This is a genomic window from Clostridium sp., from assembly GCF_036569345.1.
Taxonomy (GTDB): domain Bacteria; phylum Bacillota; class Clostridia; order Clostridiales; family Clostridiaceae; genus Clostridium_AD.
On the sequence record NZ_DATCQT010000103.1, the window covers coordinates 17,779 to 34,646 of the forward strand.

Sequence of the window (16,868 nt, forward strand, 5' to 3'; positions counted from 1 at the left end):
ATGATATATATGTACGCATATGTTAGTATACTTGCAAAAATAATTGCCACCCGAAAATAATTAAGGGTGGCAAATGGGTGGCAATTAAGCCTATTTTAATGATTATTCACTTGATAAACATAATTATACCTTAACTATATCAACTATTGTCTCAATATGAGGTGTATGTGGGAACATATCCATTAATATTACCTTGTTCACCTTGTATCCTCTATTAATTATTTCCCTCAAATCAAATACTAGACTTTTAGGGTTACAAGAAACATAAACTATGTGTTTCGCATCAAATTTTATAACATAATCTAGTGCTGTAGGGTGAACACCTGCTCTAGGTGGATCTAGTATAATGCTATCTGGTTTATCCTTTACCTCTTTTATAACTTTTGCTATGTCACCTGCTATAAACTCGCAATTATCTAATCCGTTGATTTTTGCATTTTCATTAGCCGCTGCAACTGCTTCTTCTATTAATTCAATTCCCAATACTTTTTTTGCTTTAGCTGCAACAATTTGTCCTATAGTTCCCGTTCCACAATATAAATCGAAAACTACTTTCGATTTTGAATCACCTAAAAAATCTCTGACTAAACTATAAAGCTTTTCTGCTCCTTTTGTATTAGTTTGGAAAAATGCAAAAGGATTAATTTTAAACTTAAGATCTAATATATTTTCAATAATATAATCTTTTCCGTATAGTATTTCAGTTTTATCAGCTTGAACCGTATCTGATAATGAGTCATTAAATGTATGTATTATTCCGGTAATAGTTCCTTCACATTTTAATTCTTTAAGTTTAGTGGTTATTTCACTAAAATCTAAATCTACTTGAGTTGTAGTTACAATATTCACTAATATTTCACCAGTATTTTTAGCTTTTCTAATAACTAAGTTTCTTAAATATCCCGCATGCTCCATTACCTTATAATGTGGTAATTTTAGCTCGCTAAAATATTCTAATGATACTTTCAGGATTTCTCTAAAATCTACATCTACGATTCTACAATCATCAACAGTAACTATACTAAAACTTCTTCCTTTTGTATGCATGCCTAAAGTTAGTTCTCCGTCTTTTCGGAAATCACCAAAGGTAAATTCCATCTTATTTCTATATTCAAATACCTCAGGACTTTTTTCTATTCCCAAAAATTCGAAATCTTTTATTTCCGCTTGTTCAAACAATTTTAACACCTGTTGTTTTTTAAATTCTAATTGTTTTTCATAAGAAAGAAATTGATGGCTACATCCTCCACAAAATTCCGTGATTTTGCATTGAGGCTCAATTTTATAGTCAACATCCTCAATGATATTTACAAGCTTAGCTTCTACATATCCTTGTTTCTTTTTTGCTACTCTACCAATTATCTTTTGACCAGGCAATGTATTTTTAATCAAAACTTTTTCACCTTCGTGAAAAGCAATACCTTGTGATGGAAATTCTAACTCTTCTATATAAAATTCATATTCTTTTCTTTTTTGCATATTGCTTTCTCAAACTCCTATCTTTTTATAATAATTAGTCCAGCTACTTTTTTTCCAAAGGTTGAAGACGTTTTTCCACTTTCCATAATACTCATGTATAATACCATAACAACCATAAAGATTATAAATGACATTTGGAACTTTTGAGTTATAGCATATCCTGTTAATTTTAGCAAAGCATCTGCCACAAATACTATTATTGTTGATACAACACCTATAATTATTACATCTATAAGACTAGCTTTTAAAGTATCTAAAAAATTTGGTTTTAAAGTCTTATTTTCATATGTAAGTCCCTTTTTATTGGCATCCGCTTTAATTATTCCCTCATTTTTAGCTTCAGATTTATTGTCTGTATTATTTAACTCTTCAATAATCTCTTCGTTTTTCTTTACTTCATTTTGTTCTAACATTTTCAAATCCCCTTCATATTGTATTATTACTTTTAATAACATTTATTTTATTAACTCCGCTAATAGAGAAATGCTCCATTTTTTTTACTCCCACCTATATATAATACGTATTTATGACATATAAATCAATAGGTTATTGAGTAAATCCCAAAAATAGCCTATTTATTTACAAAGTTTTTTTATTTTGAATTAGTTTTATCTATATCATTATAATTCTTTGATTTATAATGATAATCCCTTATAATAAAAGTGCAGCTCTAGTTTCACTTTAAAATTTGTTGAAAATAGGTAGGTGTTATTTATATGATTACTAAGATTGCTTTATTATGTCTGGCTGGTTTTCTAGCATCTTTTGTAGATTCCATAGCTGGAGGAGGTGGTTTAATAAGTGTGCCTGCTTTTATGCTTGCAGGACTACCTGCTCACATGGTACTTGGAACTAATAAATTTAGTGCCACCGCTGGTTCTTTTACTAGTTCTCTACAATTTATAAAATCAGGAAAAGCTAATTTTAAGCTTTTAAAATATCTTATTCCCTTTACATTTTTAGGTTCAATGCTAGGTGTAAGAGCAGTACTAAATATAGACCAAAAATTTCTAAATGTCTTAGTACTAATTCTTATCATGTTTATTGGAATTTATACTCTTTTTTCAAAATCTTTGGGACTAGAAGATAAGTTTAAAGGACTTACTAAAATAAATATAATTTATGGCGTTTTTCTTGCTCTTTTTCTAGGGTTCTATGATGGCTTTTTCGGTCCTGGAACTGGTTCGTTCTTAGTTTTTGGATTTATAAGTATCTTCGGGTTCAACTTTGTATCTTCCTCTGCTAATGCTCGAATTTTAAACTTTGTAAGCAATATTACAGCTCTTATTTTATTTGCTATAAGTGGCAAAATAAATTATATGTTAGGATTACCAGTTGCAGTATCTATGATTATAGGGGCTAAAATAGGCACATCAGTTGCTTTAAGCAAGGGTTCAAGACTTATAAAACCTATATTTGTAACAATGTCTTTAGCTGTTGCTATAAAAATGCTTACAGGACTTTTCTAAATGTTCCTTACATAAGAAAGCAGATGATTTATGTTTCATCTGCTTTTTTATGTTATATTAATTTTCCGATATCTTTCCTATAATACATTCCGTCAAACTGAATTTTTTTCATATCTTCATAAGCTATTTCTCTTGCTTTTTCTAATGTTTCACCAAAACCTGTTATTCCTAAAACCCTTCCACCATTTGTTCTCATAATATCATCATTCACTGTTGCACCTGCTATAAATAACTTACCTTTTAATTTATTTAGTTCATGTATTTCAATTCCTGTATCATAGCTACCAGGGTAACCCTTTGATGCAGCAATTAAGCAACAAGAATGCCCGGCCTTCCATTCTAAGTTAAAATTTTCAAGTTCCCCATCCAATGCACTAATAACAAGCTCTGTAAAATCACTTTTCATAAGTGGAAGAACAGCTTGGGTCTCTGGATCTCCGAATCTTACATTATATTCAAGTGAATATACACCTTTTTTAGTTATCATTATCCCAAAAAATATTATCCCCGTATAATCCATTTTTTCTTCTTGAATTCCCTTAAGTGTAGGTAATAATATATTTTTATAAAATTCATCTAATACCTCTTTATTACAGTATGGATTTGGTGCTATAGCTCCCATACCTCCCGTATTAGGCCCTTTATCAGCGTCAAATATCTGTTTATGATCTTTTGAAGATACAAAAGGAATTATAATTTTCCCATCTGTTATAGATAATATAGATGCCTCTACACCTTCCAAAAATTCTTCAATTATAATTTTCTTACCGCTACCTTTAAATATATCTAATACCATAAAATCATTTATGCTTTTTTTAGCCGTTGCAAACTCATTACAGATAATTACTCCTTTACCTGCTGCCAAGCCGTCTGCTTTTATTACTATAGGATATTCGCAATTTTTTAAATACTCTAACGCTTGATTTTCATTTTCAAAAACTTCATATGCTGCGGTTTTTATACCGTATTTCTTCATAAATTCTTTAGAATAAGATTTACTTCCCTCAAGTTTTGCTGCTTTTGCGCTTGGTCCCAATATTTTTAGTCCTTTTTCTTTAAACTTATCTACAATTCCTTTTACAAGCCATTCCTCTGATCCAACTATTGTGAAATCTATTTTGTTTTTCAACGCAAATGTTAAAAGTTCATCCATTTCACTTATATTAACATTCTCACATTTTTTTTCCCTACTTGTACCCCCATTGCCAGGAGCACAATATACAGTCGAGACTGTAGAATTCTCTGCAACTTTTGACACTAAAGCGTGTTCGCGCCCACCAGATCCGATAATTAACACTTTCATAAATCCATCTCCTTTATCTATATAAATTAAAATTGATGGAATAACTAGGTTATTCCATCATGAATTCAGGTACTAAAGTAGCTTTATCTACTAAAGTAGCTTTATCTACTAAAGTAACTTCTAATGTTTAAAATGTCTAACGCCCGTAAACACCATAGAAATTCCATTTTTATCGCACATATCTATTGATTGTACATCTTTAATAGAACCGCCCGGTTGAATAATAGATTTTACGTTATATTTCGCAGCTAGTTCTACAACATCTCCAAATGGGAAAAATGCATCTGATGCCATTACCCCACCCTCTTCTGATCTTTCTAATGCTTGCTGTGCTGCCCATATTCTATTTACCTGACCTGCACCAATGCCTCTAGTTACTCCATCTTTAACAATTACAATAGCATTTGATTTAACATATTTAACCACTGTCATTGCAAACATTAAATCCTTCATTTCGTTATCTGTTGGGCTCTTTTTTGTAACTACTTTAATATCGTCTATTAATTTATCATCTGAACTTTGTACTAGTATTCCGCCGTCAACATTAACAATATTAGTTTTTCCTTCAGCTTTGCTTAAACACTGTATAAGTCTTAAATTCTTTTTACCTTTTAAAACTAGTAATGCATCATCATCAAAATCTGGTGCAATAACTACCTCTAAAAATATCTTTACAAGTTCCTCTGCAGTTTCTTTGTCTACTTTTTTATTAAAAGCAACAATTCCGCCAAATATAGACATAGGATCACACTCATATGCCTTTTTATATGTATCAAGTACGCTACTTCCTATAGCTACTCCACATGGTGTATTGTGTTTTAACGCACAACAGGCAATTTCATCGAATTCACAAACAACCTTCCATGCAATGTCCATATCCTTTATATTGTTATAAGATAATTCCTTGCCATGTAACTGCAAAGTATTTTTCATTGCTCCATTTCCTGCTGCCGATACGTAATAGGCTGCACTTTGATGCGGATTTTCACCATATCTTAAATCCATTTGTTTTTTATATGAAACAGAAAGATACTGCGAATATGTATCCTCACCTAGTAAGAAATTGCTAATAGCTGCATCATACGCAGATATTAAATTAAACACTTTACCTGCTAGATATTTTCTTGTTTCAAATTCCACTTCTTCTTTTGCATCCATTTTTTTTATAATATTCTCATAATCTGCTACGTCACTAAGTACAATAACATCTTTGAAGTTTTTAGCTGCTGCTCTAAGCATTGTTGGACCACCGATATCAATAAATTCAACTTTTTCCTCAAAGCTTATGTCTTCTGTTACTTTATCAAAGAAAGGATAAAGATTTACTACTACCATATCAATAGGATTTATTCCTTTAGCTTTGATAGTTGCCATATGCTCCTTATTATCTCTTATTGCCAAGATTCCACTATGGATAACTGGATGTAATGTTTTAACTCGTCCATCTAGTATCTCTTCAAACCCAGTAATATCAGAAATTTCCGAAACTTTTATGCCATTTTCTTTTAAATACTTAAAAGTTCCACCTGTTGATATAATTTCTACCCCATTATTCTGAAGGGATGTTGCAAGGCCTAAAATATTTTCTTTATTAAACACACTGATAAGTGCTGTTTTAATCATTATTTCTCCACCTTTCCAATAGTTAATACTTTTCTTCCAACAATTTTTATTTTTTTTTCACTTATTAATTTAATAGCTTCTGATAATGCTATATGTTCCTGGGCAAGTATCCTTAGTTGCAAATCTTTAGGCGAATCATCGCTATAAACTTCTACAACCTTTTGAATTATAATAGGACCTGCATCTGTTTCTTCATCTACAATGTGAACGGTACACCCAGAAACTTTAACACCGTACTCTATAGCTTTTTCATGAACCTTAATACCATACATTCCGCCACCACAAAAGGATGGTATTAGGGATGGATGAATATTAATAATTTTATTTTTAAATTGGTTAAGAAGTTCTCCTTGAAGTATTGATAAAAATCCAGCAAGCACTATTAAATCAACTTTTCCTTCAAGAATCCTCAATATTTCACTTGAAATCTCAGTGCCATATTGTTTTCTATCCAACACATATGTTTCTATATTTTTAGATTTCGCTCTATCTATGCCATAAACATCTTTTTTATCACTAATTACGGCTTTTATAGAGCATTTTAAGTATCCACTTTCTATATTATCTATTATAGCTTGAAGATTGCTTCCGCTTCCTGATATCAGTACGGCTATTTTAAGCAAACTCCATCGCCCCCAGCTTCAACATGACCGATTTTATATGCTCTATCACCTAAATCAGAGATAGTTTTTATAACCTTTTGAACATCTTTATCTTCAACACATAATACGTATCCTATTCCCATATTATATGTATTAAACATATGTTCTTCTGTTACTCCAAGAGACATTAGATGTTTACAAATGTCTGGAGTATTAAAACTATTTTTATCTATAACTGCAGTAAATTTGTCACTAAACATTCTTGGTATGTTTTCATAAAAACCACCGCCTGTTATATGTGCCATACCCTTTATATCAAATTTATCCAAAAGATTTAATATAGTTTTTACATAAATTTTTGTTGGAGTCAAAAGGGTTTTACCAATCTTATCCCCATTAAAATCTTCATCTAAATTAGGTATTAATTTTCTAACTAAGGAATATCCATTACTGTGAAGGCCTGATGACTCAATTCCTATAAGTGAATAACCATCTTTTATAGCAGAACCGTCAATAATCTTGTGCTTATCTACTATACCAACTGTAAACCCTGCCATATCATATTCACCATCTCTATAAAAACCTGGCATTTCTGCAGTTTCACCGCCTATAAGTGCACACCCCGATTGAACACATCCATCAGCTACACCTTTTACAAGTTGTGCTGATACCGCAGAGTCCAATTTACCACAAGCTATGTAGTCTAAAAAGAAAAGTGGTTTTGCACCATGGCAAAGAACATCATTAACGCACATAGCAACACAGTCAATACCAACAGTGTCATATTTTTTCATTCTAAAAGCTATATCAAGTTTTGTTCCTACTCCATCAGTACCTGATACTAAAATAGGATTTTTATAACCCTCTCCTATTTCAAACATACCCGCAAAACTTCCTAAATGATTTAAAACACCCTTAGTAAATGTTGCCGCGGCATATTCTTTTATAAGTTTTACTGACTTGTATCCTTCTTCAATGTTAACACCTGCATCTTTATAAGTTATCATAAATGTCCCCTACCTTTCAAATCTATCTTTTTCGTTTTCATATGGAGCTGATACTGGATAAGTACCATTAAAACAACCTAAACAAAATTCATTATGACCTAATGTTTTTAGTAACCCATCTATGCTAAGGTACCCAAGGCTGTCCGCACCAATCTCTTGCCTAATTTCCTCAACGGAAATATTAGACCCAATTAAATCTTTTCTGTAAGGTGTATCTATTCCAAAATAACATGGATATTTTACTACTGGTGAACAAACCCTAAAATGAACTTCTTTTGCTCCAGCTTTTTTTAATATGTCAACTAATCTTTTGCTGGTGGTTCCTCTAACTATTGAATCATCTATAAGTATAACTCTTTTACCTTCTACATTTATCTTTAATGCATTTAATTTTACGGAAACTGCTCTCTCACGAATTTCTTGAGTTGGGCTTATAAATGTTCTCCCCACGTACCTATTTTTTATAAGACCTATTCCAAAAGGTATTCCAGAGCTCTTAGAATAACCAATTGCTGCAGCAAGTCCTGAATCTGGAACCCCTATAACCATATCTGCGTCAACTGGTGATTCTTTAAATAACTGTTCTCCAGCTGCCACTCTTGAAGTATAAACATTAATTCCATCAATAGTACTGTCTGGTCTTGCGAAATATATATACTCAAATGAGCAGGTTGCATTTTTAGTTTTTTCTGCAAAATTTATGGATTGAAGTCCATTTTCATCTATTATTACTATCTCACCAGGTTTCACATCTCTTAGAAAGTCTGCACCTACTGCATCTAATGCGCAACTTTCCGATGCAATAACATAACTATTTCCTATTGTTCCTATGCAAAGAGGCCTAATACCGTTTTGATCTCTAACGCCTATTAGTTTGTTCTTTGTTAGCATAACTATTCCATAAGAACCTTTAACAGCTTGTATTGCATCCACTACAGCCTTTTCCATTCCTTTTTTTGCACCTCTAGCAATTAAGTTTAAAATAACTTCTGAATCTATTGATGTTTGAAACATGTATCCGCAGTCCTCAAGCAAGTCTCTTATTACTTCAGCGTTTACTAAATTCCCATTATGAGCTATAGCTATGTCACCTAGTTTTGATTTACTTAAAAGTGGCTGTGCATTTTTAACTTCACTACATCCAGTAGTTGAATATCTAACATGACCAATTGCTGCTTGCCCCTTCATCTCTTTAAGCTTTTTTTCATTAAAAACATCACATACAAGTCCCATAGCCTTTTCACAAGTAAGGTTAACTCCATCAGAAAATACTATTCCAGCACTTTCTTCACCCCTATGTTGAAGAGCATAAAGTCCATAATAAGTTAACGTCGCAACATCTAAGTCTTTGTCTGGCGAGAAAATCCCAAAAACACCGCATTCATCTTTAAACTTATCTTCGTCCTTAATAATTACTTCATTTGATTCTATAACTGCATTCAAAGAAATCCCTCCTCGTTATGTTACTTTTATTCTTCACTGTATGTTTCTTAGTATTCTTATTTTTGATTAATTCTACTTAATATTTCTTCGTAAGCTTCTGTAACATTACCTAAATCTCTTCTGAATCTATCTTTGTCCAATTTTTCTCCAGTTTTAACATCCCAAAATCTACAAGTATCAGGTGATATTTCATCAGCCAAAATTATTTCTCCATTAAATCTTCCAAATTCTATTTTAAAATCTATTAAATTAATTCCTTTTTCAAGAAAAAGTTCTTTTAGAATATCATTAATTTTTGAAGCCATTTTATATATATCTCCTAATTCTTCAAAAGTAGCAAGTCCCATGGCTACTGAATGAGAATCGTTTATAAGTGGATCACCTAATTCATCATTTTTGTAACTTAATTCAAACACTGTTGTTTTTAACTTAGTTCCTTCTTGTATTCCATAACGTTTCGCCATGCTACCAGCTGCAACATTTCTTATAATTACTTCTAGAGGAACTATCTCACACTTTTTACAAAGTTGTTCTCTATCACTTAGTTTTTTAATAAAGTGAGTTTTTATACCTTTTTTCTCTAATAATTCATACAGCATTGTAGTTATACTGTTATTTAGAATCCCCTTTTTCTCAATTTGAGCCTTTTTAAGTCCATTAAGTGCTGTTGCATCATCTTTAAAATATACCCTAATTTCATCTTTATTGTCTGTACTGAACATTTTTTTAGCTTTTCCCTCATATAGCAATACTGATTCTCCCATTTATAAACACTCCTTAATATTTTAATTTGTAACGCTTATACTTTAATTTCATCTTAAAATTCAAATTTTTCTTCATTCTCTGATATAAATTTTTCTTTCATTTCTTCTCTATACTTGATTAATTTATCTTTAAGTTCTAAATATTTAAGTGATAAAATTTGAACTGCAAGCATTCCAGCATTATAACTATTATTTATCCCTACTGTAGCAACAGGAATGGCTTTTGGCATTTGAACGATAGAAAGTAATGAATCAATGCCTCCGAGAGCAGCCTTAATTGGTACTCCAATCACCGGAAGTACCGTCTGAGATGCAATGACGCCTGGAAGATGTGCTGCAAGACCTGCTCCTGCTATTATGCATTCCACACCTCTATTTTCCATTTCCCTAATTACTTGTGTTAATTTCTCTGGTACTCTATGAGCTGAGAGAATATGTACTTCATAATCTATTTCAAATTCCTTAAGTGCTATTGCAGCATTTTTCATTATATCAATATCTGATTTACTTCCAAAAATAATTCCTACTTTCATTGTTACCTCCTACATAAATAAAGTATTCAACCTTTATAATTACCAATAAAAAAAAGATTACACCATATAAAGATATTTTAATGGTGTAATCCTGAATTAAAGGGATATGGCACATGAAAATAAATAGTAAAAAAGTTTATTAGTCTATTTACTTGCATGTGGCTAATAATTATCCCATTTCAAAAAGTCAATTCAAGATTCACCAATAGTGAGAAGTTAACGGCCTCTCGTAGAAACTTCTAGGCCTTATCCCCAGAAATATATCGATGAACTAATTATTCTTTTGTTTTTTTTGTTAATTTATATTTTAATGTTACCATCCATTTCTCACTAAGTCAATACATTAATATTAATGTTAGCATCATTGTTCGTGTTTATATCTATATATACACATCTAATTACTTTATTTAAAAATATTGTTCGTATTTTATTTAAAATAATTTACTCCTGCTTCAAATAATTTTTGATCCTTTGAACCAATGATATTTTTTCCTATATTTAAGCCTACTCTTTCAGAGTGACCCATTTTTCCAAAAATCCTTCCATCCAAACTAGTTATTCCTTCAATAGCATGCATTGAACCATTTGGATTAAAGTTTATATCATAACTTGGAATTCCGTTAAAATCTACGTATTGAGTAGCTACTTGACCACATTCAAATAATTTTTTAATCACATCATCATTTGCTACAAATCTACCTTCTCCGTGTGATACTGGGATGCAGTGCAAATCTCCCACTTTTAAATTATTAAGCCAAGGTGATAACGTTGAAACTACTTTAGTTTGTACCATACAGGATATATGTCTTCCAATTTCATTATACGTTAAAGTCGGACTATTTTCAGTTATTTCCGTTATTTTTCCGTATGGAAGTAATCCAAGTTTTATCAAGGCTTGGAACCCATTGCATATTCCTAGCATCAATCCATCTCTCTGTTCTAATAATTCATTAATGCTTTCACGTATTATTGGATTTCTAAAAAATGTAGCTATAAATTTACCAGAACCATCTGGTTCATCACCAGCACTAAATCCACCTGGTAGCATAACGATTTGAGAATTTCTAATCTTCTCTGCTATAACTTTTATAGATTCCTCAATCTGTCTTGAGGTTAGATTCTTTATTACCATGATTTCAACTTCAGCTCCAGCCCTCTCAAAGGCTTTCATGGAATCATATTCACAATTAGTACCTGGAAACACTGGAATTATAACTCTAGGTTTCGCTATTTTAATAGCTGGTACTGATTTTACTTTTGAATTTTCATTGCTTACATATATTTGATCAATTAAACTAACTGTTTTTGTATTATTTACTTTTGTACTAAATACACTTTCTAAAGGTCCTTCCCAATTACTTAACGCTTCTTCTAAACTAATAGTTTCACCTAAGACTTTGATAAAAGGTTCTGCTATCGTATGTCCAAGTAGCTTAACATTTGAGTTCTTTTTAGTTAACTCATGAAGCTTATCATTATCTATTTCCATAACTATACATCCATAACTCTCTTTAAATAAACCCTCTACCTCAATATCATCATTAAAGCTAAATCCTATGTTATTGCCAAAACACATTTTTGATATAGCCTCTGAAAGACCTCCCATTCCAACTGCATATGTTGATAAAACACTTCCACTATCTATTAACGTCTTTACTAATTTAAAGTTAACACGTAGTTTTTCAAAATCAGGCAATCCATCTTCGCAAGTGTTAACATTAATTAAAACAACCTGACTATCACTCTTTTTAAATTCTGGTGATATAACCTTGTCTGTGTTTATAACATCTACCGCAAATGATACCAAAGTTGGTGGTACATTCATATCATTAAATGTACCTGACATGCTATCTTTTCCTCCAATAGCTGCTATACTAAATTCTTTTTGCACACGAAAAGCTCCTAAAAGTGATGAAAATGGTTTGCCCCATTTACTAGGTTCTTTCGACAGTTTTTCAAAGTACTCTTGGAAAGTCAATTTAATATTTTCATAATCCCCACCACTAGCTACTACCTTTGTTACAGAATCTATTACTGCATAGGCTGCTCCATGGAAAGGACTCCATTTTGATAACTTGGGATTGTATCCATACGCCATTATTGTACCTGTATTGGTATCTCCTTTAAGTATAGGAAGTTTTGCTACCATAGACTGAGTTGGTGTCTTTTGAAACTTTCCACCAAAAGGCATAAGCACTGTTCCTGCTCCAATAGTGCTATCAAACCTTCCTGCAAGGCCCCTTTGACTACAAACATTTAAGTCTGATAGAGTAGAATTCCATAAATCTTTTACAGATTTTAATCCATCTAAACTTTTTTTCGCACTTTTTTCGAAATAGTATTCATTCTCTTTTGGTGCTGATACTTTTATATTAGTTCTCTGCTTTACTCCATTAGTATCTAAGAAACTTCTACTTACATCAACAATAGTTTCCCCTTTCCATACCATTTTAAGCCTATTATCATCAGTTATTAAAGCTACTGGTGTAGCCTCCAAATTTTCTTCCTGGGCTAGTTTTATAAATACATCAACATCGCCTTTGCTAACAACAACGGCCATACGTTCTTGAGATTCTGATATAGCAAGCTCTGTACCATCAAGTCCCTCGTATTTTTTAGGTACCGCATCTAAATTTATTATAAGTGCATCTGCAAGTTCACCAATAGCTACTGATACACCACCAGCACCAAAATCATTACATCTTTTTATAAGTGATGTAACTTTAGGATTTCTAAATAATCTTTGAATTTTTCTCTCTGTAGGTGCGTTGCCCTTTTGAACCTCTGCTCCTGAAGTTAGTATTGAGCTTTCACTATGTTGCTTAGATGACCCTGTAGCTCCTCCACACCCATCACGGCCTGTTTTACCACCAAGAAGTACAACTACGTCAGACGCTATTGGTGTTTCCCTTACTACGTTCTTGTAAGGCACTGCTCCAATAACTGCTCCTACTTCCATTCTTTTAGCAACAAAATCTTCATCATAAACCTCATTAACAAGTCCTGTTGCAAGTCCTATTTGATTTCCATAAGAACTAAATCCATGAGCAGCTTCAAGTGTTATTTTTCTTTGAGGAAGTTTACCTTTTATTGTATCCGAAATTTTTGTTCTTGGATCACCGGATCCTGTAACACGCATTGCCTGATACACATAACTTCTACCTGATAGTGGATCTCTTATTGATCCACCAAGACAAGTAGCTGCGCCACCAAAAGGTTCTATTTCAGTAGGATGATTATGTGTTTCATTTTTAAACATTACAAGCCATTTTTCCTTTTCTCCATCAATATCAGCGGTAACTATTATGCTGCATGCGTTTATTTCGTCTGAAACATCAAGGTCTTTTAATTTTCCTTGTTTCCTTAAATCTTTCATACCAATAATAGCCATATCCATAAGTGTTATATCTCGAGTAGTCGTACCATAAACAAAGTCTCTAGTATCTAAATATTCTTTATAAGCCATTTTAATTGGTTTAGAATATTTACCATCTTCAAAACATACATCCTCAATTACAGTATTAAAAGTTGTGTGTCTACAGTGATCTGACCAATAAGTATCTATAACTTTTATTTCCGTTATAGTTGGATTTCTCTTTTCTGTCTCTTTAAAATAACTTCTACAATATTTTAAATCCTCAAAACTCATAGCAAGCCCATTACTTTTTAGGAATTCTTCTAGCTCCATGTCATTCATATTAATAAAAAATTCTATTATTTTTACCTGCTCTGCCTCATTAAAATCTTTCTGTAAATCCTTGTATTTTTCTAAACTTGCTTCTCTAGAGTCTACGGCATTTATGCAATAATCTTTAATCTTATGTAATTCCTCTTTTGTGATATCTCCCTTTAATATAATAACTCTTGCAGTTTTAACTATATGTTTATCCTTTTGAGTTAAAATTTGTATACATTGAGCAGCTGAATCTGCCCTCTGATCATATTGACCTGGTAAAAATTCAATAGCAAATACAATCTCAGAAACCTCGGTATTTAGTTCCTCATCATAAACCTCATCAACTGTAGGTTCTGAAAATATTGTATTCCTTGATTTAAGATACTGCTCCTTGGATATTCCCATAATGTCATATCTATTTACTAACCTAAGCCCTTTAAGGTTCGTAATTCCTAAATTTATTTTAATATCTTCCAATATCTTTTTACCTTCAACATCATAGTTCGCTTTTTTCTCTACATATAACCTATATATCTTATTTTCCATGATTATTACCTCCTGAAATTTAATTTATACGAATATTAAACATTAAATACCTTTTATAATTCGTTATACTAAGATTATAATGTATAATGCCTAAATATAAAAGTATATTTACAATAAAAATTTATATTTTTCAAAACAACAAAAAACACTAGCTATAAAGTTTTTTTGTACAAGTAAGTTTATAAGCCGAAACAAAATCGATTAATTTAAAAAGTAACATCCTTTGATTTTCCAAAAGATGTTACTTTTTTGTCTTATATACAATTTCCATAAATCATTGGGCCCCATTATCAAAAAGATAATTTTTCTAATAATTAATCACCAATGGTTTATAAAATAAATATATATATAAAGTAGTAAGTAACTAAAATATAAAAAAGTATGGGGACTCTTATATTTTAATTAACTTAATACATTAAATATTAATAAAAATAGTATTATCGTAATTTAATATAATATAAGTAGCAATTTATAGAAAAAAATTGATTACTTAAGGCACATATCATATAGATGAAGTATTACTATAATAATCCGGTAGATCTGAAGGATATTTGTGAAAATGGTTATAAGGCTATAAATGATTTGTATGGTTTTGATAATCAAATTGCTCCCAAAATACGATTATTAGAAACAAATATTCAATAGTGCTGGGTCTGTTTTTATATCCAAAACTGGTACAAACGAGGTGTATTAAAATGATTTTTAAATCATTTTGATACACCCTTCTTTTACTAACATAAACTATTCCTTATTTTATAAATATTTTTCCCCTGCGATTCTACCTCGAATTACTTTCGCTGGAGTACCATATGCTACAACGTACTTTGGAATATCTTTTATTACAGTGGCTCCAGTTCCTATTAGAGTATGCTCTCCAATTGTTATTCCATGAATTACTTTTACACCTAATGAAACAGCTGTAAACAAACCTATATTTACATTTCCACCAATAGATGAACCTGGAGCTAAACTTGAATAATCTAACATTTTACTGTCATGATCTAAGGATGAATTATTATTAATTATACAAAAATCGCCTACTGTCGCCTCACTACTTATAGTAGTATTGGCCATTATCACCGTGCCTTTTCCTATTAGTACATTCCTGGCTATTTGTGCAGAAGGATGAATTACTTTAATAAAGTTAAACTGTGGGATAATTTGTGAAATTTTATCATAAACAGTATATCTAATAAAATTATCTCCAATTGCAATAATACCACCCTCTATTTTATACGTTTTTATTAAATTCTGTAAATCTTCTTCTTTTCCAATTATTTTATATCCAAAGGAGCTAGAACCGACTTCTTTAAATCTGTCTAGCAATCCAATAATTTCATATTTATTTTCTTTTTCAATACTATCAATTACAACTTTTGCATGTCCTGAAGAACCAATAACAATAATATTCAAAACAAACATCTCCTAAAATATTGCTAGTATTTTTTAATATTTAGACTATTGTATTTATAATGTTTAAAATATTTTTTTGTATTTCTAAATCTAGTGAATCGTACAGAGGTAAGCAAAGTATCCTGCTTGAAACAAACTCTGAATTTGGTGCCTTATTAGTTTTGTCTTTTATATAGGGTAAATCATTGAGAGATGGATAAAAATATCTCCTTGCATAAATATTTTCACTTGCAAGGGCTTCTTTTACTTTTAATAAGGTTTCTTCATCTTTAAATACTATGGGAAAACAATAATAATTTAAGTTGCTATTTATATTTTGTTCTTGTCTAATCACATTTTCACTTAAAAAGTGCATATAGTTTTCATATAGTTTTTTTCTCTTTTCAAATATTTTATCAATATCATCCAATACACATAATCCCATGGCTGCTTCAAATTCATTCATCTTCCCGTTAATTCCAACCTCATTTATATGCTCTGAGTCACTTATTCCAAAATTAATTATTCTTGTGGCCTTGTCATAAATTTCATCATCATTTATTATAAGTGCACCCCCTTCTATAGTATGGAAAATTTTAGTGGCATGAAAACTAAGGGTAGATATATCTCCATAATTGAGTACACTATTTCCTTTGTATTTAACTCCAAAAGCATGGGCAGCATCGTAAATTACTTTTAAATTAAATTTTTTTGCTATTTCATCTATTTTTTCTACATCACAGGCATTTCCAAACACATGGACAGGAATTATAGCTGAAGTAGTTTTGGAAATTTTTTCTTCGATTTTTTTATAATCTATATTAAAGGTTTCTTTGTTTATATCTACAAAAACTGGATTTATACCTTGCCATACTTGACTACTAGTGGTCGCTACAAAGGAAAAGGGTGTGGTAATCGCTTCACCTTTTATATCTAAAAGCCTATAGGCAATTTGAAGGGCTATTGTTCCATTTGCAACCAAGAGTATATGCTTTATTCCTAAATATTTTTCCAATCTATTTTGTAGTTCT

13 protein-coding genes and 1 riboswitch are annotated in these 16,868 nt (G+C 31.2%); of the genes, 1 reads left to right on the forward strand and 12 read right to left on the reverse strand.

Annotated features, from left to right (window positions below; genetic code table 11):
- Positions 1–123 precede the first annotated feature (123 nt).
- On the reverse strand, positions 124–1,479 hold the full coding sequence (gene rlmD, locus VIM70_RS10060; RefSeq protein ID WP_331945622.1) for a 23S rRNA (uracil(1939)-C(5))-methyltransferase RlmD: 1,356 nt from the start codon (positions 1,477–1,479) through the stop codon (positions 124–126).
- Positions 1,480–1,496: 17 nt separating this feature from the next.
- Complete coding sequence (locus VIM70_RS10065) at positions 1,497–1,892, reverse strand: RDD family protein (protein ID WP_331945623.1); 396 nt, start codon at positions 1,890–1,892, stop codon at positions 1,497–1,499.
- A gap of 303 nt (positions 1,893–2,195) precedes the next feature.
- On the opposite strand from VIM70_RS10065, the gene VIM70_RS10070 reads away from it, so the two are divergent.
- Complete coding sequence (locus VIM70_RS10070; RefSeq protein WP_331945624.1) at positions 2,196–2,948, forward strand: TSUP family transporter; 753 nt, start codon at positions 2,196–2,198, stop codon at positions 2,946–2,948.
- Positions 2,949–3,000: 52 nt separating this feature from the next.
- On the opposite strand, the gene purD is transcribed toward VIM70_RS10070, so the two are convergent.
- The 10 genes from purD to VIM70_RS10120 all read right to left on the reverse strand — a co-directional run.
- Positions 3,001–4,251: a phosphoribosylamine--glycine ligase gene (purD, locus tag VIM70_RS10075; protein WP_331945625.1), complete on the reverse strand. Its 1,251-nt coding sequence runs from the start codon at positions 4,249–4,251 to the stop codon at positions 3,001–3,003.
- Between the two features lie 120 nt (positions 4,252–4,371).
- Entirely contained in the window at positions 4,372–5,874 is a 1,503-nt protein-coding gene (gene purH / locus VIM70_RS10080; protein ID WP_331945626.1) for a bifunctional phosphoribosylaminoimidazolecarboxamide formyltransferase/IMP cyclohydrolase, read from the reverse strand.
- Complete coding sequence (purN, locus tag VIM70_RS10085; RefSeq protein WP_331945627.1) at positions 5,874–6,497, reverse strand: phosphoribosylglycinamide formyltransferase; 624 nt, start codon at positions 6,495–6,497, stop codon at positions 5,874–5,876. Before purN ends, purH begins: the two co-directional genes overlap by 1 nt.
- Entirely contained in the window at positions 6,485–7,483 is a 999-nt protein-coding gene (purM, locus tag VIM70_RS10090; RefSeq protein WP_331945628.1) for a phosphoribosylformylglycinamidine cyclo-ligase, read from the reverse strand. Before purM ends, purN begins: the two co-directional genes overlap by 13 nt.
- A gap of 9 nt (positions 7,484–7,492) precedes the next feature.
- The gene (gene purF, locus VIM70_RS10095) at positions 7,493–8,926 is read right to left on the reverse strand and encodes an amidophosphoribosyltransferase (RefSeq protein ID WP_331945629.1); all 1,434 of its coding nucleotides are present in this window, start codon (positions 8,924–8,926) and stop codon (positions 7,493–7,495) included.
- Positions 8,927–8,982: 56 nt separating this feature from the next.
- Positions 8,983–9,690, reverse strand: a complete 708-nt coding sequence (purC, locus tag VIM70_RS10100) for a phosphoribosylaminoimidazolesuccinocarboxamide synthase (protein WP_331945630.1) — start codon at positions 9,688–9,690, stop codon at positions 8,983–8,985.
- Positions 9,691–9,743: 53 nt separating this feature from the next.
- On the reverse strand, positions 9,744–10,223 hold the full coding sequence (purE, locus tag VIM70_RS10105; RefSeq protein ID WP_331945631.1) for a 5-(carboxyamino)imidazole ribonucleotide mutase: 480 nt from the start codon (positions 10,221–10,223) through the stop codon (positions 9,744–9,746).
- Positions 10,224–10,409: 186 nt separating this feature from the next.
- Positions 10,410–10,509, reverse strand: a riboswitch (purine riboswitch).
- Between the two features lie 141 nt (positions 10,510–10,650).
- Positions 10,651–14,445 (reverse strand): phosphoribosylformylglycinamidine synthase, encoded by a 3,795-nt coding sequence (locus VIM70_RS10110; protein WP_331945632.1) that lies wholly within the window; start codon positions 14,443–14,445, stop codon positions 10,651–10,653.
- Positions 14,446–15,198: 753 nt separating this feature from the next.
- Positions 15,199–15,858, reverse strand: coding sequence for an acetyltransferase (locus VIM70_RS10115; RefSeq protein ID WP_331945633.1), 660 nt, complete (start codon positions 15,856–15,858; stop codon positions 15,199–15,201).
- A 40-nt stretch (positions 15,859–15,898) separates the two neighbouring features.
- Positions 15,899–16,868: DegT/DnrJ/EryC1/StrS family aminotransferase (locus VIM70_RS10120; RefSeq protein WP_331945634.1), on the reverse strand; the 970-nt coding region annotated here is incomplete at its 5' end.

What these genes read in the sequence shown, in the direction of transcription:
- rlmD (WP_331945622.1), bottom strand. Translation starts at nt 1,479, where the DNA reads ATGCAAAAAAGAAAAGAATATGAATTTTATATAGAAGAGTTAGAATTT.
- VIM70_RS10065 (WP_331945623.1), bottom strand. Translation starts at nt 1,892, where the DNA reads ATGTTAGAACAAAATGAAGTAAAGAAAAACGAAGAGATTATTGAAGAG.
- VIM70_RS10070 (WP_331945624.1), top strand. Translation starts at nt 2,196, where the DNA reads ATGATTACTAAGATTGCTTTATTATGTCTGGCTGGTTTTCTAGCATCT.
- purD (WP_331945625.1), bottom strand. Translation starts at nt 4,251, where the DNA reads ATGAAAGTGTTAATTATCGGATCTGGTGGGCGCGAACACGCTTTAGTG.
- purH (WP_331945626.1), bottom strand. Translation starts at nt 5,874, where the DNA reads ATGATTAAAACAGCACTTATCAGTGTGTTTAATAAAGAAAATATTTTA.
- purM (WP_331945628.1), bottom strand. Translation starts at nt 7,483, where the DNA reads ATGATAACTTATAAAGATGCAGGTGTTAACATTGAAGAAGGATACAAG.
- purC (WP_331945630.1), bottom strand. Translation starts at nt 9,690, where the DNA reads ATGGGAGAATCAGTATTGCTATATGAGGGAAAAGCTAAAAAAATGTTC.
- purE (WP_331945631.1), bottom strand. Translation starts at nt 10,223, where the DNA reads ATGAAAGTAGGAATTATTTTTGGAAGTAAATCAGATATTGATATAATG.
- VIM70_RS10110 (WP_331945632.1), bottom strand. Translation starts at nt 14,445, where the DNA reads ATGGAAAATAAGATATATAGGTTATATGTAGAGAAAAAAGCGAACTAT.